Annotated in this window: 16 protein-coding genes; 10 read left to right on the forward strand and 6 right to left on the reverse strand. The window is 61.7% G+C overall.

What is annotated here, in order from left to right; all coding sequences use genetic code 11:
* Nucleotides 1-379: 379 nt before the first annotated feature.
* Nucleotides 380-1,633: an NADP-dependent isocitrate dehydrogenase gene (gene icd / locus ACJ8OK_RS21125; RefSeq protein WP_015377612.1), complete on the reverse strand. Its 1,254-nt coding sequence runs from the start codon at nt 1,631-1,633 to the stop codon at nt 380-382.
* Nucleotides 1,634-1,764: 131 nt separating this feature from the next.
* Here icd and rluE point away from each other — a divergent pair, with 131 nt between their 5' ends.
* The 4 genes from rluE (at nt 1,765) to mnmA (ending at nt 4,415) form a co-directional block, all read left to right on the forward strand.
* Nucleotides 1,765-2,391, forward strand: coding sequence for a 23S rRNA pseudouridine(2457) synthase RluE (gene rluE / locus ACJ8OK_RS21130; protein ID WP_033633281.1), 627 nt, complete (start codon nt 1,765-1,767; stop codon nt 2,389-2,391).
* 22 nt (nt 2,392-2,413) lie between these two features.
* The gene (locus ACJ8OK_RS21135) at nt 2,414-2,752 is read left to right on the forward strand and encodes a lysozyme inhibitor LprI family protein (RefSeq protein ID WP_442530984.1); all 339 of its coding nucleotides are present in this window, start codon (nt 2,414-2,416) and stop codon (nt 2,750-2,752) included.
* A 9-nt stretch (nt 2,753-2,761) separates the two neighbouring features.
* A complete protein-coding gene (locus ACJ8OK_RS21140; RefSeq protein ID WP_004941205.1) occupies nt 2,762-3,208 on the forward strand; it encodes an NUDIX hydrolase in 447 nt (148 codons plus the stop codon).
* 106 nt (nt 3,209-3,314) lie between these two features.
* Complete coding sequence (gene mnmA / locus ACJ8OK_RS21145) at nt 3,315-4,415, forward strand: tRNA 2-thiouridine(34) synthase MnmA (RefSeq protein ID WP_442530986.1); 1,101 nt, start codon at nt 3,315-3,317, stop codon at nt 4,413-4,415.
* A 50-nt stretch (nt 4,416-4,465) separates the two neighbouring features.
* Here mnmA and kup read toward each other — a convergent pair whose 3' ends face one another.
* The gene (gene kup, locus ACJ8OK_RS21150) at nt 4,466-6,334 is read right to left on the reverse strand and encodes a low affinity potassium transporter Kup (RefSeq protein ID WP_015377607.1); all 1,869 of its coding nucleotides are present in this window, start codon (nt 6,332-6,334) and stop codon (nt 4,466-4,468) included.
* 331 nt (nt 6,335-6,665) lie between these two features.
* On the opposite strand from kup, the gene hflD reads away from it, so the two are divergent.
* Both hflD and purB read left to right on the forward strand, forming a co-directional pair.
* The gene (gene hflD, locus ACJ8OK_RS21155) at nt 6,666-7,292 is read left to right on the forward strand and encodes a high frequency lysogenization protein HflD (RefSeq protein ID WP_442530987.1); all 627 of its coding nucleotides are present in this window, start codon (nt 6,666-6,668) and stop codon (nt 7,290-7,292) included.
* A gap of 22 nt (nt 7,293-7,314) precedes the next feature.
* Entirely contained in the window at nt 7,315-8,685 is a 1,371-nt protein-coding gene (gene purB / locus ACJ8OK_RS21160; RefSeq protein WP_004941193.1) for an adenylosuccinate lyase, read from the forward strand.
* Nucleotides 8,686-8,733: 48 nt separating this feature from the next.
* Here the strand turns inward: purB and ACJ8OK_RS21165 are convergent, their stop codons facing one another.
* The 3 genes from ACJ8OK_RS21165 to pdxR form a co-directional block, all read right to left on the reverse strand.
* Nucleotides 8,734-9,438 carry a GNAT family N-acetyltransferase gene (locus ACJ8OK_RS21165; protein ID WP_442530988.1) on the reverse strand — a complete coding sequence of 235 codons (705 nt, stop codon included), beginning with the start codon at nt 9,436-9,438 and terminating at the stop codon, nt 8,734-8,736.
* A gap of 15 nt (nt 9,439-9,453) precedes the next feature.
* A complete protein-coding gene (locus ACJ8OK_RS21170; RefSeq protein ID WP_015377605.1) occupies nt 9,454-9,906 on the reverse strand; it encodes a GNAT family N-acetyltransferase in 453 nt (150 codons plus the stop codon).
* A gap of 116 nt (nt 9,907-10,022) precedes the next feature.
* A complete protein-coding gene (gene pdxR, locus ACJ8OK_RS21175) occupies nt 10,023-11,537 on the reverse strand; it encodes a MocR-like pyridoxine biosynthesis transcription factor PdxR (RefSeq protein ID WP_442530990.1) in 1,515 nt (504 codons plus the stop codon).
* Nucleotides 11,538-11,675: 138 nt separating this feature from the next.
* Between pdxR and ACJ8OK_RS21180 the strand changes: the two genes are divergently transcribed.
* Nucleotides 11,676-12,440: a GntR family transcriptional regulator gene (locus ACJ8OK_RS21180; protein WP_442530991.1), complete on the forward strand. Its 765-nt coding sequence runs from the start codon at nt 11,676-11,678 to the stop codon at nt 12,438-12,440.
* Between the two features lie 4 nt (nt 12,441-12,444).
* Here ACJ8OK_RS21180 and ACJ8OK_RS21185 read toward each other — a convergent pair whose 3' ends face one another.
* On the reverse strand, nt 12,445-13,464 hold the full coding sequence (locus ACJ8OK_RS21185) for an ADP-ribosylglycohydrolase family protein (RefSeq protein WP_048323023.1): 1,020 nt from the start codon (nt 13,462-13,464) through the stop codon (nt 12,445-12,447).
* A 379-nt stretch (nt 13,465-13,843) separates the two neighbouring features.
* On the opposite strand from ACJ8OK_RS21185, the gene phoP reads away from it, so the two are divergent.
* From phoP to ACJ8OK_RS21200, 3 genes are all read left to right on the forward strand, one after another.
* The gene (gene phoP, locus ACJ8OK_RS21190) at nt 13,844-14,515 is read left to right on the forward strand and encodes a two-component system response regulator PhoP (protein ID WP_004941169.1); all 672 of its coding nucleotides are present in this window, start codon (nt 13,844-13,846) and stop codon (nt 14,513-14,515) included.
* A gap of 5 nt (nt 14,516-14,520) precedes the next feature.
* On the forward strand, nt 14,521-15,978 hold the full coding sequence (gene phoQ / locus ACJ8OK_RS21195; RefSeq protein WP_135638802.1) for a two-component system sensor histidine kinase PhoQ: 1,458 nt from the start codon (nt 14,521-14,523) through the stop codon (nt 15,976-15,978).
* An 84-nt stretch (nt 15,979-16,062) separates the two neighbouring features.
* Nucleotides 16,063-17,184 (forward strand): ribosomal protein uL16 3-hydroxylase, encoded by a 1,122-nt coding sequence (locus ACJ8OK_RS21200; RefSeq protein WP_004941161.1) that lies wholly within the window; start codon nt 16,063-16,065, stop codon nt 17,182-17,184.
* The last annotated feature ends 3 nt before the right edge of the window (nt 17,185-17,187 follow it).

The following is a 17,187-nucleotide window of genomic DNA, read 5'->3' on the forward strand; positions in this document are numbered from 1 at the left end:
GACACGATTACTTAGCTGACCGTACATGTGATGGAGCATCACGCCCCCAGCGAGTGCGCACCGGCATGGTTCAGTTCATCCGCTCTCACTGACATTATGATGACGTCGCCGATCAGCAACTTTCCTGAGATCAGTACAAATCCAGCCTCCGCACAGCGTGCCATGTAGAGGTTTTCACCACGATTCCATCAGCCGTCTGTCCGGGAATAATGAGGTAACTCTCCCCTTGTTCGAGCTGATATCAATCTCGCGCAATTGCATAACAGCCCTGCTCTGTTGGCTCCGGCGCCGGATTGCGGCAGCGCAATAACCCATGCAATTGGAACAATAAAAAACGGGAGCCCTAAGGCTCCCGTTCTCATTTAACGCTTTAACACCATTACATGTGTTTTACGATAGCGTCGCCAAACTCTGAACATTTCAGCAGTTTAGCGCCTTCCATCAGGCGTTCGAAGTCATAGGTCACGGTCTTGGCGGCGATGGCGCCTTCCATGCCCTTAACAATCAGGTCAGCCGCTTCGAACCAGCCCATGTGGCGCAGCATCATCTCTGCAGACAGGATGATGGAGCCTGGGTTCACTTTGTCCTGGCCGGCGTACTTCGGCGCGGTGCCGTGAGTCGCTTCGAACAGGGCGCAGTCGGAGCCGATGTTGGCGCCCGGCGCGATGCCGATGCCGCCGACCTGGGCCGCCAGGGCGTCGGAGATGTAATCGCCGTTCAGGTTCATACAGGCGATCACGTCGTATTCCGCCGGGCGCAGCAGGATCTGCTGCAGGAAGGCGTCGGCGATCACGTCTTTAACCACGATCTCTTTGCCGGTGTTCGGGTTCTTGATCTTCAGCCATGGGCCGCCGTCGATCAGCTCGCCGCCGAACTCTTCGCGCGCCAGCTCATAGCCCCAATCCTTGAAGGCACCTTCGGTGAACTTCATGATGTTGCCTTTGTGAACCAGGGTCACGGAGTCACGGTCGTTGGTGATGGCGTATTCGATCGCCGCACGCACCAGACGCTTGGTCCCTTCTTCGGAGCATGGCTTCACGCCGATACCGCACTGCTCCGGGAAGCGGATTTTCTTCACGCCCATTTCGTCGCGCAGGAATTTGATCACTTTGTCCGCTTCGGCGGAACCGGCTTTCCACTCGATGCCGGCGTAGATGTCTTCGGCGTTTTCGCGGAAGATCACCATGTCGGTCAGCTCAGGCTGTTTCACCGGGCTTGGGGTGCCCTGGTAGTAACGCACCGGGCGCAGGCACACGTACAGGTCCAGCTGCTGGCGCAGGGCCACGTTCAGAGAACGGATGCCGCCGCCGACCGGGGTGGTCAGGGGGCCTTTGATGGCGACGCGGTAGTCGCGGATCAGGTCCAGAGTTTCGTCCGGCAGCCACACGTCTTTACCGTAAACGTGGGTAGATTTTTCGCCGGTGTAGATTTCCATCCAGGAGATTTTACGTTCGCCGTGGTAAGCCTTTTTAACGGCCGCATCAACCACGTGGATCATGGCAGGAGTCACGTCAACGCCGATGCCGTCGCCTTCGATGAACGGAATGATCGGGTTATGAGGAACAACCAGTTTACCCTGGGCGTCAACCGTGATTTTTTTACCTTCTGCCGGAACAACTACTTTGCTTTCCATCAACCTCTCCTTCAAGCGCAATTTTGTTAATGCTTTGTAAGATGCGTGTAGATACTACTTGAATATTCGGTCCGCGCCAATCCGAAACGGATTCGGTTATAATGCGCTTATCATCCGTAATCTCAACCGTTATGAAAAAATTCTCTGTTAGAAATCACAACGTTAAACGATTCAGCAAGCCGAATGCCGCCAAACCCGCCGCGCCGAAGGGGCCGCGCCGCATTGTGTTATTCAACAAGCCCTTCGACGTGCTGCCGCAGTTCACCGACGAAGCCGGCCGCGCCACGCTGAAAGAGTACATCCCCTTCCCCGACGTTTACGCCGCCGGGCGCCTGGATCGCGACAGCGAGGGGCTGCTGGTGCTGACCAACGACGGCCAGCTGCAGGCGCAGCTCACCCAGCCAGGCAAACGCACCGGCAAAATTTACTATGTGCAGGTCGAGGGGGCGCCGCAGGAGAGTGATTTGGCGCCGCTGCGCAGCGGCGTCACGCTGAAAGACGGGCCCACGCTGCCCGCCGGGGTGGAATTGGTGGCCGAGCCGCAGTGGCTGTGGCCGCGCAATCCGCCGATCCGCGAGCGTAAATCCATCCCCACCAGCTGGCTGAAAATCACCCTGTTCGAAGGGCGAAACCGCCAGGTGCGCCGCATGACGGCGCATATCGGGTTCCCTACCCTGCGCCTGATTCGCTACAGTATGGGTAATCTTTCGCTGGGTTCACTGCAGCCCGGTGAATGGAAAACCATCGATTCCCTGTAGACCGATAACTGATGGAGGCGCCATGAAACACGTTCCGATCGCGCTGCTGCTCGCCGCTCTGGCGGCCCCGTTCGCCGCCCCTGCCGCCAGCTTCGACTGCGCCAAGGCGGCAGGCAGCGATGAACGCGCCATCTGCGCCAACCGCACGCTGAACGACCTGGACGTGCAAATGGCCACCAAATATCAATTTCTGCGCGGCCTGTTCGCCATGGGCGCGCGCGGCGCGATGCAGGACAGCCAGCAAGCCTGGCTGACCAAGCGCCAGCGGTGCGGCGGTGACACCGCCTGTCTGCTCAAAAGCTACCGCACCCGCATCGCCGAGCTGGACGATATCTACCGGCACATCGACAAACCGCTGTAAGGAGACCGCATGTTCAAACCGCACGTCACCGTCGCCTGCGTGGTGCACGCCGCCGGCAAATTTTTAATTGTCGAAGAAACCATCAACGGCAAAGCGCTGTGGAATCAGCCGGCCGGCCATCTGGAGGCCGACGAGACGCTGGTGCAGGCCGCCGAGCGCGAGCTGTGGGAAGAGACCGGCATCCGCGCCACGCCGCAGGCGTTCCTGCGCCTGCACCAATGGATCGCGCCGGATCGCACGCCGTTTCTGCGCTTCTGCTTCGTCATCGAGCTGGAACAGCCGCTGCCGACCGAGCCGCACGACAGCGACATCGATCGCTGCCTGTGGCTGAGCGCCGACGAGATTTTGCAGGCGCCCAACCTGCGTTCCGCGCTGGTGGCGGAGAGCATTCGCAGCTATCAGCAGCCGGAGCGCTACCCGCTGTCGCTGGTCGGCAGCTTCGCCTGGCCGCATTAAGGGCGCCGGGCAGCACAAGATGAACAGTGCGCCGGCGCGGCCAACGTGGTAAAATCCTGCGCTTGTTTTTATCAGCACGGTTCGTGTTCAAGTTCGTGAGATCCCCATGTCAGACAACAGCCAGAAAAAAGTAATCGTCGGTATGTCCGGCGGCGTCGACTCTTCCGTTACCGCCTATCTGTTACAGCAACAGGGCTATCAGGTCGCTGGGCTGTTCATGAAGAACTGGGAAGAAGACGACGACGAAGAGTACTGCTCCGCCGCGACCGATCTGGCCGACGCGCAAGCGGTCTGCGACAAGCTGGGCATCGAACTGCACACGGTGAACTTTGCGGCGGAATACTGGGACAACGTGTTTGAGCTGTTCCTGGAAGAGTACAAGGCCGGCCGCACGCCGAACCCGGACATCCTGTGCAATAAAGAGATCAAATTCAAAGCCTTCCTGGAGTTCGCCGCCGAAGATCTGGGGGCCGATTTCATCGCCACCGGCCACTACGTGCGCCGCCAGGACGTGGGCGGCAAAAGCCGCCTGCTGCGCGGCGTCGACGGCAACAAAGATCAGAGCTACTTCCTCTATACCCTGAGCCACGAGCAGGTGGCGCAGAGCCTGTTCCCGGTCGGCGAGCTGGAGAAGCCGGAGGTGCGCCGCATCGCCGAGCAACTGGAGCTGGTCACCGCCAAGAAGAAAGACTCTACCGGCATCTGCTTTATCGGCGAGCGCAAGTTCCGCGACTTCCTCGGCCGCTACCTGCCGGCCCAGCCGGGCCCGATCGTCAGCGTTGACGGCCAGACCGTCGGCGAACACCAGGGCCTGATGTATCACACCCTGGGCCAGCGCAAAGGGCTGGGCATCGGCGGCCTGAAAGACAGCAGCGAAGATCCGTGGTACGTGGTGGATAAAGACGTGGCCAACAACGTGCTGGTCGTCGCGCAGGGGCACGATCACCCGCGCCTGATGTCCGTAGGCCTGATCGCGCAGCAGCTGCACTGGGTGGATCGTCTGCCGCTGAGCGGCCCGTTCCGCTGCACGGTGAAGACCCGCTATCGCCAGCAGGATATCCCTTGCATCGTGACCCCGCTCGACGACGAACGCATCGAAGTGCGTTTCGACGAGCCGGTCTCCGCCGTCACCCCCGGTCAGTCGGCGGTATTCTACCAGGGCGAAATCTGCCTCGGCGGCGGCATCATCGAACAGCGCCTGGCGTAATTCGCCTGCCGCCCAAGAAAAACGCTGCGTTTACCGCAGCGTTTTTTTATTCAAAATTCCACCTGCGCTCCCAGCTCAATCACCCGGTTCGGCGGGATTTCGAACAGATCCGGCGCCCGCAGCGCGTTGCGCTGCAACAGCTGGAACACCTTGCCGCGCACGCGCAGATACCAGGGCCGTTTGCCCAGCACCAGCGTATCGCGCGACATGAAGAACGAGGTCTCATTCATGGTGAAGCTCATCCCCTCCAGCCCGCAGCGGTAAAGAATGTCCGTCACGTTGGGCGTCTCGCGCCAGCCGTAGCTCGCCACCACCCGCCAGAAACTCGCCGACAGCTGTTCGATCGCCACCCGCTGCACGTTGTGCACGTACGGCATGTCGGTGGTGACGATGGTCAACAGCACCACGCGCTCGTGCAGCACCTTGTTGTGTTTCAGGTTATGCAACAGCACCAGCGGCACCGCATGCGGCGTGCGCTCCATAAACACCGCGGTGCCCGGCACCCGCTTCGGCGGCGCCTTCTCCAGCGACTCGATCAGCGCGCTCAGCCCTTCCTGATTGTCGCGCAATCGGCGGATCAGGCGCGAACGCTCGGTCTTCCAGGTCAGCATGATCAGCAGAATGATTAGCCCGAGCGCCACCGGCAACCAGCCGCCGGTCGCCAGCTTGATCAGGTTGGCGCCGAACAGCGGCACGTCGATGCACAGCATGACCAGCAGCATCAGCCCGCCCAGATAGCGCGGCCAGCCCCAGTTTTTCACCGCCACGATGCTCAGCAGAATCGACGACAGCAGCATGGTGCCGGTTACCACGATGCCGTAGGCCGAGGCCAGGTTGCTGGAGTGTTTGAAGCTGACGATCACGATCAGCACCGCCGCGAACAGCAGCCAGTTCACCACCGGAATGTAGATCTGCCCGGACTCCTGATCGGAGGTATAGATGATACGCATCGGCGGCAGGTAGCCCAGCCGCACCGCCTGCCGCGTCAGCGAGAACACGCCGGAGATCACCGCCTGCGAGGCGATCACCGTCGCCAGCGTAGCGATCACCAGCAGCGGGATCAGCGCCCAGGTCGGCGCCAGCAGGAAGAACGGGTTATTGATCGCCGCCGGGTTGGCCAGCAGCAGCGCCCCCTGACCGAAGTAGTTCAACACCAGCGCCGGCGCCACCAGCGTAAACCACGCCAGACGGATCGGTTTTTTACCGAAGTGGCCCATATCGGCGTACAGCGCTTCGGCGCCGGTGACCGACAGCACCACCATGCCCAGCGCAAAGAATGACACCGCCTTGTATTCGAGGAAGAAATTCACCGCCCAGTAAGGGTTCAGCGCCCGCAGCACGCCGGGGTGATGCAAAATGCCGCCGAGGCCCAGCAGCGCCAGCGTCAGGAACCAGATAACCATCGCCGGGGCGAACAGTTTGCCGACGCTGCCGGTGCCGCGTTTTTGGATCGCGAACAATGCGGTCAGCACCAGCAGCGACAGCGGTACGATAAAGCTATCCAGCTCGGGGGCGATAATCTGCAGCCCCTCGATGGCCGAGAGCACCGAAATGGCCGGGGTGATCACCCCATCGCCGTAAAAGAAGCTGCCGCCCACCAGCCCGATCAGCACCGCCGCCGGCACCCAGCGCGCATCCAGCTTGCGGATCGCCAGCGACATCAGCGTCAGAATGCCTCCCTCGCCGTCGTTGTCGGCGCGCATCACGAAACAAATGTATTTAATCGACACCACCAGCGTCAGCAGCCAGAAAATCAGCGATAAAAAGCCGTAAATCGAGGCCGGCGTCAGGGTGATGCCCTCCTCCGCCGTCAGGCATTCGCGCAGGGTATACAGCGGGCTGGTGCCGATATCGCCGTACACCACGCCGATGGCCGCCAGCGTCACCGCCGGCAGTGGCTGCTTGTTTTTTACGTGCATATAAAGGTCTTTATTTGAGGGTTCACGTTGGCAGTATAGATGCAGCCGCCGCACTTTATTTGCCGCAGCAACAATAAGTTCGCGCCGCCGCGCCGGCGATTTTCGTCGCCTATTTGCGCAGTTCTGCGCCGCACGGCGCCTCCGCCTCACCGCAGACGTATTAGACGCTGGGTTTACCCTCGATTTTGTGGCATGATCCGCGGCATTCGTTGTCATCGTTGTTACAGCCACGCCCGATCGTTACCGTTCGCGGCCGCCGCCGTTACCCCTGCGATACACACAACCTTATGCAGTAAGCCATGTACCGTTCACCGCGTTTACAGGAGTCATCGTGGCGAAGAATTATTATGACATCACGCTGGCCATAGCGGGTATCAGCCAGTCGGCGCGTTTGGTTCAGCAGTTGGCCCATGAAGGGCAATGCAACCGCGAAGCGTTTCAGACCTCGCTGAAAAGCCTGCTGCAAATGGATCCGCCCTCCACGCTGGCGGTGTTCGGCGGCGAAGAACGCAATTTGATGGTCGGCCTCGAAACCCTGATGGGCGTGCTGAATGCCAACAACAAAGGGCCGGGCGCGGAACTGACCCGCTACACCATCAGCCTGATGGTGCTGGAGCGCAAGCTCAACGCCAACAAACAGGCGATGAACACGCTCGGCGAACGCCTCGGCCAGCTCGAACGCCAGCTGGCGCACTTCGATCTTGAGTCGGACACCATCATCAGCGCGCTGGCCGGCATTTACGTCGACGTGGTCAGCCCGCTCGGGCCGCGCATCCAGGTGACCGGCTCGCCGGCCATCCTGCAGAATCCGCAGGTGCAGGCCAAGGTTCGCGCCACGCTGCTGGCCGGCATTCGCGCCGCCGTGCTGTGGCAACAGGTCGGCGGCAGCCGCCTGCAGTTAATGTTTTCCCGTAATCGTCTGTTCAAGCAGGCGCAAAATATCGTTGCTCATTGTTAATCGATCCCAGGAGTTGCTACCGATGGAATTATCCTCACTGACCGCCGTTTCCCCCGTTGATGGACGCTACGGTGATAAAGTCAGCGCACTGCGCCCCATTTTCAGCGAATACGGTCTGCTGAAATTCCGCGTACAGGTTGAAGTACGTTGGCTGCAAAAACTGGCCGCCTGCGCAGAAATCAAGGAAGTTCCCGCTTTTGACGCCGACGCAAACGCTTTCCTCGACAAAATCGTCGCGGAATTCAATGAAGAAGACGCTCAGCGCATCAAAACCATCGAGCGCACCACCAACCACGACGTGAAAGCGGTCGAGTATTTCCTGAAGGAAAAAGTGGCGGCGGTGCCTGCGCTGCACGCGGTGTCCGAGTTCATCCACTTCGCCTGCACCTCCGAAGACATCAACAACCTGTCGCACGCGCTGATGCTGCAAAGCGCCCGTCAGGACGTGGTGCTGCCTTACTGGCGCAAGATCATCGACGCGCTGAAAGGGCTGGCGCAGGAATACCGCGATATCCCGCTGCTGTCGCGCACCCACGGCCAGCCGGCGACCCCGTCAACCGTCGGCAAAGAGTTCGCCAACGTGGCTTACCGCATGGAGCGCCAGTACCGCCAACTGGAGCGCGTGGAGATCATGGGTAAAATCAACGGTGCGGTCGGCAACTACAACGCCCACATCGTCGCCTACCCGGAAGTGGACTGGCATCAGTTCAGCGAAGCGTTCGTCACCTCGCTCGGCATCACCTGGAACCCGTACACCACCCAGATCGAACCGCATGACTACATCGCCGAACTGTTCGACTGCGTAGCACGTTTCAACACCATTCTGATCGACTTCGACCGCGACATCTGGGGCTACATCGCCCTGAACCACTTCAAGCAGAAGACCATCGCCGGCGAAATCGGTTCTTCCACCATGCCGCACAAGGTCAACCCGATCGACTTCGAAAACTCCGAAGGCAACCTGGGGCTGGCCAACGCCGTGCTGGGCCACCTGGCGGGCAAACTGCCGGTTTCCCGCTGGCAGCGCGACCTGACCGACTCCACCGTGCTGCGTAACCTGGGCGTGGGCCTGGGTTACGCGCTGATCGCCTATCAGGCCACCCTGAAGGGCATCAGCAAGCTGGAAGTCAACCAGGCGCACCTGCTGGACGAACTGGATCACAACTGGGAAGTGCTGGCCGAGCCGATCCAGACCGTGATGCGCCGCTACGGCATCGAAAAGCCTTACGAGAAGCTGAAAGAACTGACCCGCGGCAAGCGCGTGGACGCCGCCGGCATGCAGGCGTTCATCGATGGCCTGGCGCTGCCGGAAGAAGAGAAAACCCGTTTGAAGGCGATGACCCCGGCCAACTATATCGGCCGCGCCACCACCATGGTCGACGAGCTGAAGTAAGCGCGTTAGACCCACAACGACAAGGCGGCCCACGGGCCGCCTTTTTGCTTATTCGCCGCGCAACACCTGCAGCCGGGCAATCTGCCGCCCCTGCGCATCGAAGTTGTCCGCACTCAGCCAACGCGCCAGCGCCTGCCGCACCGCCGGCCAACGGTCAATGGTGATGGCGAACCAGTCGGTATCCCGGCTGCGCCCCTTGACGATCACCGCAAAGCGGAAGTTGCCCTCGTAACGGAAGCCAAAGCGCAGCGCGGCCTGGCGCGACGGCGCGTTGTGGCTGTCGCATTTCCACTCGCAGCGGCGATAGCCCAGCGTGTCGAAGGCATAACGCAGCAGCAGCGCGATGGCTTCGGTGGCGCTGGAGCGCTGTTTCATCAACGGCGACCAGCTGACGTGGCCGATCTCCAGCACGCCGTTAGCCTCGTTGATGCGCATCAGCGCCACCGTCCCCACCGGCGCGTCGCTGGCGGCGTCGAACACCGTCAGATTGACCAGCGTCGGGTTGGCCTGCAGCGTCTCCAGGTGCTGCAACATCGCCGCCGGTGTGTCGGGCCGTTCGATAGACAGATAGGTCCAGTCGCGGCCGTCCGGCGCCAGCTGGAAAGCGTCATACAGCGCGGCGTAATCCCGTTGCGGATCGAGCGGCGCCAGTGAACAGAAACGCCCGCCGAGCGTTGCGCCGCCCGGGCGGCGAGCCGGCTGCCAATCCGGCATCGGTTCGCCAATCGGCTGACCATAACGATTCATTGCCATACGCGCCTCCTGCGGTTAACGGGTATACACGATAAACGAGCTTCTTCTGCCGATTTTGTCGTACAGCGAACGCGCCGGCGCGTTGTACTCCTGGGTCATCCAATAGACCCGATCGCTGCCGCGCGCCTCCGCCAGCCGATACGCCTGTTCGAACAGTTTTTCCGACACTTTATGGCCGCGCGCCTGCGGCGACACATAGAGATCTTCGATATAACAATAGCCCACCGCGCTCCAGGTGGACGGATGGAATACCAGGTTCATCAGCCCCAGCAGCCGGCCGTCGGCATCCTCCGCCACCAGCCCGTACACCTGTTCATCCTGCCCCAAGCGTTCGAAGGTGCGATCGGTCACCTGCGGCGCCACCTCGGCGCGGTAAAAGTCGAGATAGCCCTGCCACAACGCCAGCCATTGCGCTCTGTCGTCGCCATTGATTCTGCGGATGGTCACTTCACGATTTGATGGGTTCATAGCGCCTCACGGGGTTAAGATATTATTTCCATTAGGGAAATAACCGAATAGCGGCAGAATACACCGCGCAGCGACGGCGTAATACGGACCAATTCAAAACGCCGGGCAGACCAATTTTAACCGCCGTTTTCCCGCGGCAGCGCGTTGAACACCTGCGCCAGCGTGGCGATAAAACGCACGATCTCGTCCGGCGTGTAGGCCGAGAAACCGAGCACCAGCGCCCCGCGCTGCGGCGCGCCGGTGTAGAAGTCCGCCAGGCCGTACAGCCGGATGCCCCGTTCGGCCGCCGCCGCCACCAGCCGCCGCTCCGTCGCCGCATCCGCCAACGGGCAAACCAGCTGCAGCCCACCCTGCGGCAAGGCCGGGCGCGTCCAGGGCACGAGATGGCATTGCACCGCGTCGTACAGCACATCCAACCGCGCCTTGTAAAGCGTACGCATATTGCGCAGATGCTCGGCGTAGCCGCCCTCGTGCAGGCAGTGGAACAGCGTCATCTGCGCCAGCGCCGAGGTGTAGCCGTCCTGAAACTGCCTGGCGGCGACCAATGGCCGCACCAGCTGCGGCGGCGCAATCATGAAGCCGATGCGCAGCCCCGGAAACAGCGTCTTGCTGAAGGTGCCGATGTACAGCGTGCGCCCGCCGCTGTCCAGCCCCTGCAGCGCCGCCTTGGTTTGTCGATCGTAGTTGAACTCGGCGTCATAATCGTCTTCGATGATCCAGGCCCGCCGACGCTGGGCCCACTGCAACAGCGCCAGACGCCGCTCGAGGCTCAGCGAGTACCCCAGCGGGTAGTGATGGGACGGTGTGATGTAAACGCCCCGCCCGCCGCCCGCAGCCTGCATCAGCTGCCCGACGTCCAGCCCCTGCTCATCAATGCCGATCGGCCGCGCCTGCAGCCCCGCCGACTGCACCAGCTTTTTCGCCCCCTGGTAACCCGGCTCTTCGACGAATACCGCATCGCCGGGATCGAACAGCACCTGCGTGCACAGCGCCAGCGCCTGCTGAGAGCTGGTGACCACGATCACCTGCTCCGCCGTCGCCTTGACGCCCCGCTCCCGCTGCAAATAGTGCGCGATCTCCGCACGCAGCTCCGGCAAGCCCTGCGGATCGGCATACCCCAACAGCCGCTCGCCGTGCCGCCGCAGCGCCTGCTTTTCCCACTGCAGCCACGAATCGATGGGAAACGCCCGCAGATCCGCCAGCGAGGGCGTCAGCGACGCCTGGCGGCTGGTGTGCGGCGTATGGCTGACCGCCAGCAACGCCCGCCCGCGATCGCTTAACTCGCGTTCCGCCAGCCGCGCCTCCTGGCCTGCCTGCGTCGCCAGCAGTTCACGGCCGAGCAGCGTATCGCAGCGATAACGCACAAAGCTGCCGCGCCCCACCGTTCGGCTGATGAACCCCTCCGCCTCCAGCCGCGCGTAAGTCTGTTCCACCGTGTCACGCGCCACCGCCAGCCGGGCCGCCAACGCGCGGCTCGGCGGCAGCTTCGCCCGCCACGGCAGTTCCCCGGCGGTGATGAGCCGCAACAGGGCCTGGTGCAGCGCCGAACGTCGGGTCAGCCCCTGCTGACGCTGCTGGGTGAAGGCTGCCAGGATTGCCGCGTCGTCCGCGTGTCGTGGGGTGTCACTCATGGGCAGTCTGTTTCTCCGAGCCTGGGGCGATAGCACACTACTCTACCTCATTTCTCCCAGCGGCGGCGGCAGTTGCGCTGCCCGGCGAAATCCCCTTAAATAAGCCATCGCATTGCGGCTACAGGACTTCCGTCAGCTATGAGCAAGGAGATCAACCAGCGTCTGCTGGAAAAACTGCTGCAGGATCTGGCCAGCGCGGGCGCGATGCCGTTGTATCTGCGCTTTAACGCCTCGGTGCGCCAGGCTATCGAGCAAGGATTGCTGAGCGCGGGGGATTTCCTGCCCAGCGAGCGCCTGTTCACCGAACAACTCGGCATCTCGCGCATCACGGTGCGCAAAGCGCTGGCCTGCCTTGAGCAAGACGGCATCATTGGCCGTTCACGCGGCTACGGCACCTTCATCCAACCGCAACGGCCCGCGCCGAAGCTGCGCTATTCCTTAGCGGACATCAAAGGGTTCTCGCGCGAGGCGGCGCAACAGGGGCGTCAGCCGGACACGCAATGGATCAGCCGCGAGCGGGTGCCGGCCAGCGCCGCACTGGCGGAAAGGCTCCAGCTGGCGGTTGGAGCGCCGATCTACCAACTCAAGCGCATTCACTTTATCGATCGGCGGCCGATGTCGGTGGCGGTGTCCTACGTGGTGGCGGCGGCGATTGCCAACATCGACGAGATTGGCATCTCGCTCTACGACTACTTCCGGCGCAATAGCGTGGAGATGGGCTCGCTGCGCAGCCAGGTCAGCGCGGCGATGGCCGACGACGATATCCGCCGGACGCTGCAGCTATCAGAACCGATGCCGCTGCTGATCGTGCGCCAGACGCTGTTCGACCACCGCAAGAAGCCTGTCGAATACAGCGAAAGCTTCTGCCGCAGCGACATGTATGAGTTTACCAGCGAAAGCTGATCCGTTACGCCTCGCCCTGTCGGCGGCGGCGAAAACGCACGAACGCCTGGGCATACGCCTCAACGTCCAGCGGATTCACCCGTTTTAACTCCGCCAGCAATCCGGGTTCGATCGCTTCTGCACCGTGCAGCGCACCGCAGACAGCGGTGGCCATCGCGCCGATGGTGTCAGTATCGCCGCCCAGGTTGGCGCACAGCACCGCGCAACGGGTAGGATCGGTTTGCGCCAGCTGCACCATCGCCAGCGCCGCCGGCACCGACTCGATGGTGCTCACCCCGGCGCCGATCAGTTGATATATCCGCTCAGAGGCCTGCTCGGGATCGGCGGCCTCATCCACCACCTGAAACGCCAACTCGATGCGCGCCGCCAGCGAGGGGCTGAACGTCGTCTCCTGCCGGCGCTGGGCATACTCCGCCACGCCCGGCAGCGCCTGGCGAATCGAGACCCAGTCCGCGCCCTCCACCGCTCGCGCGACGGCCCAGGCGATCGCCACCGCACCGGCGACGGCGATGTCGGATTTGTGCGTCGGGCTGGAGGCCAGCCACACCTGCTGGCAGAAATCCTCCAGCGGCGCGGACGGCAGCACGCAGCCCAAAGGCGAAATGCGCATCGCCGCGCCATTGGTGATGCCGTTGTTTTCCAACTCGGCGATCGGCGTGCCCGCTTTCTGCTCGCTCAACGCCAGTTTGGAACTGGGGCCGAGAATGTTCTTGTTGAAGGCGTCAAAACTGTCCACCCAGCGGATCACGTTGCGGGCGATCAGTTCCGGCACCACCTCGCCTTCCGCTTCCCGCAGCGCATCGGCCAGCGCTAACGCCATCGCGGTATCGTCGGTATATTGCCCGGCTTTGAAGTAACAGGCGGCGGTGTTCTCCGCCGGCCCATCGAGAAAGCCGTCTATCCAGCCGAAATGGCGCTTAACCCGCTCGCGCGGCCACAGCTCGGAAGGCATGCCGAGCGCGTCGCCCAGCATCTGTCCGTAAAGTGCGCCCGCTATGCGTTCTGCCTGGGTTAACTGCTTCATCCGTCGCTCCTGAGAAAATGTACCGTTGCCTCAATAATACCTTATTAGTACCTTTAAAGCTTATCAAGCGCCCCGGCTCACACTTCCCTTTCGCGGGCAATGCCCGGGGCGTTTAAGTTGCGTTTAATGTTGCCCCGCCGCTGTTTATCCGACGTTTATCAGAGCTTGTCGATAATGTCGGCGAACAAATTGATAACGCTTATTTTAATACATTGCTTCGGCTCTCTTGCGAGCCGGGCGGGTTATACCTACCATAGCCTCAGCACTTTTTGTCAAAATGGTTCAGGTGGCCGCGTTATTCCCTGACACGCCGCAGAGCGTGTTCCCTTTTATCGCGTGGGTGACAGGACGTTCACCCGCATAGTCACAGGAGTTCGCCATGCGAGTACTGGTTGTTGAAGATAATGGTTTGCTGCGTCACCACCTTTCCGTTCAGATGCGCGAGATGGGCCATCAGGTCGACGCGGCCGAAGACGCCAAGGAAGCCGATTATTTCCTGCAGGAACACGCGCCGGATATCGCCATCGTCGATCTCGGCCTGCCGGGTGAAGACGGCCTGAGCCTGATCCGCCGCTGGCGCGCCCATCAGACCAAGCTGCCGATCCTGGTGCTGACCGCCCGCGAAAGCTGGCAGGACAAAGTGGCGGTGCTGGAAGCCGGCGCCGACGACTATGTCACCAAGCCGTTCCACCTGGAAGAAGTGATCGCCCGCATGCAGGCGCTGATGCGCCGCAACAGCGGCCTGGCTTCGCAAGTGATCGTGCTGCCGCCGTTCCAGATCGATCTGTCGCGCCGCGAACTGAGCGTCAACGATCAACAGATCAAGCTGACCGCCTTTGAATACACCATCATCGAGACCCTGATCCGCAACGCCGGCAAGGTGGTGAGCAAGGATTCGTTGATGCTGCAGCTCTACCCGGACGCCGAACTGCGTGAAAGCCACACCATCGACGTGCTGATGGGCCGTTTGCGCAAGAAAGTGCAGGCGGAATACCCGCATGAAGTGATCACCACGGTACGTGGCCAGGGCTATCGTTTTGACGCGAAGTGAACATGATGTTCAACAAGAATAAAAAACCGTTTTCGCTGCGTGCCCGCTTCCTGATGGCGACCGCCGGGGTGATCCTGGCGCTGTCGCTCTCTTACGGTTTGGTGGCGGTCGTCGGCTATATCGTCAGCTTCGACAAAACCGCCTTCCGTCTGCTGCGCGGCGAGAGCAACCTGTTCTTCAGCCTGGCGCAGTGGAAAGACAACAAGCTCACCATCGCCATTCCCCCCGATCTCGATCTCAACTTCCCGACGCTGGTCTTTATCTACGACGATAAAGGCAACCTGCTGTGGAGCCAGCGCAAGGTGCCGGAGCTCGAGAAGCTGATCAACAAGGAATGGCTGGAGGAGTCCGGCTTCTACGAAATCGACACCGATACCCGCATCAGTAGCGAAGTGCTGGGGGACAACCCCAAAGCGCAGGATCAGCTGAAGAATTATGACGATACCGATCAGAACGCGCTGACCCACTCGGTGGCGGTCAACACCTATGCCGCCACGCCTCGCCTGCCGGCGCTGACCATCGTGGTGGTCGACAGCATTCCGCAGGAGCTGCAGCGATCCGACGTGGTGTGGGAGTGGTTCAGCTACGTGCTGTTGGCCAACCTGCTGCTGGTGGTGCCACTGCTGTGGCTGGCGGCCTACTGGAGCCTGCGGCCGATCAAGGCGCTGGTCAATCAGGTGGGCGAGCTGGAGAACGGCGAGCGCGATCAGCTCGACGAAAATCCGCCCAGCGAGCTGCGCGGGCTGGTGCGCAATCTGAACATTCTGGTGCGCAACGAGCGCCAGCGCTACACCAAATATCGCACCACCCTGTCGGATCTGACCCACAGCCTGAAAACGCCGCTGGCGGTGCTGCAAAGCACCCTGCGCTCGCTGCGCAGCGGCAAGCAAACCACCATCGAAGAAGCCGAGCCGATCATGCTGGATCAGATCGGGCGCATCTCGCAGCAGATCGGTTACTACCTGCACCGGGCCAGCATCAACTCCGGCCAGACGGTGTTGACGCGCGAGATCCACTCGGTGCCGGCGCTGCTCGACAGCCTGGTGGTGGCGCTGAACAAGGTTTACCAGCGCAAAGGGGTGGCGATCACGCTGGACATCTCGCCGGAAGTGACCTTTATGGGCGAGAAGAACGATTTTATGGAAGTGATGGGCAACGTGTTGGAAAACGCCTGCAAATACTGCCTGGAGTTCGTGGAGATCACCTCGCTGCACTCCGAGAAAAACCTCACCATCGTTATCGACGACGACGGCCCGGGCATCCCGGAAAGCAAGCGCCAGCTGATTTTCCAGCGCGGCCAGCGGGTGGATACCCTGCGCCCCGGCCAGGGCCTTGGCCTGTCGGTGGCGGCGGAGATCATCGAGCAATACGACGGCGAAATCGTCATCAGCGACAGCCCGCTCGGCGGCGCGCGCATGCAGGTCACCTTCGCCCGCCAGCACGACACCCACCACAACGAGTAAATTATGCCGCTGCGGCCCCGATCCACGGGGCCAAACTTCCGTTATAATCGCACTCAGGCTCACTCCCCTATCCTGGAATAGAACATGGATTATCAATTAGATCTGGACTGGAACGATTTTTTGCAACGTTATTGGCAAAAGCGTCCGGTGATTCTGAAGCGCGGCTTCAAAAACTTTATCGATCCGATCTCCCCGGATGAGCTGGCCGGGCTGGCGATGGAAAACGAAGTGGACAGCCGTCTGGTCAGCCACCAGGACGGCCGTTGGCAGGTTGCGCACGGCCCCTTCGAGAGCTTCGACCACCTGAGCGAAAACAACTGGTCGCTGCTGGTGCAGGCGGTAGATCACTGGCATGAGCCTTCCGCCGCGCTGATGCGCCCGTTCCGCCAACTGCCGGACTGGCGGATGGATGACCTGATGATCTCCTTCTCGGTGCCGGGCGGCGGCGTCGGCCCGCACCTCGATCAGTACGACGTGTTCATCATTCAGGGCACCGGCCGCCGCCGCTGGCGCGTCGGGGAAAAAACGCCGCTGAAACAGCACTGCCCGCACCCGGATCTGCTGCAGGTCGAACCGTTCGACGCCATCATCGACGAAGAGATGGAGCCGGGCGACATTCTCTATATTCCGCCGGGCTTCCCGCATGAAGGCTACGCGCTGGAAAACGCGCTCAACTACTCGGTGGGCTTCCGCGCGCCGAACGGCCGCGAGCTGGTGAGCGGCTTCGCCGATTACGTGCTGGCGCGCGAGCTCGGCAGCAAACGCTACGGCGATCCGGACGTTAAACTGCGCGAACACCCGGCGGAGATCCTGCCGCAGGAAGTGGACGCCTTACGGCAGATGATGCTGGATCTGGTGCAACAGCCGGAACACTTCCAGCACTGGTTCGGCGAGTTTATCTCCCAGTCGCGCCACGAGCTGGATCTGGCGCCGCCGGAGCCGCCGTATCAGGCCGGGGAAATCTACGAACTGCTGCAACAGGGTGAAGCGCTGCAGCGCCTGGGCGGATTGCGCGTGCTGCGCGTCGGCGATCGCTGCTTCGTCAACGGTGAGCTGATCGACACCGACCAGCTGCAGGCCGCAGACGCCCTGTGCCAGCACTTCAGCGTTGACGCCGCCCTGCTCGGCGACGCGGTGGACGATCCGTCGTTCCTGGCGCTGCTGACCGCGCTGGTCAACAGCGGCTATTGGTACTTTAACGACTGATTA

The organism is Serratia sp. CY71090, from assembly GCF_052166845.1.
Classification (GTDB): Bacteria; Pseudomonadota; Gammaproteobacteria; order Enterobacterales; family Enterobacteriaceae; genus Serratia; species Serratia nematodiphila.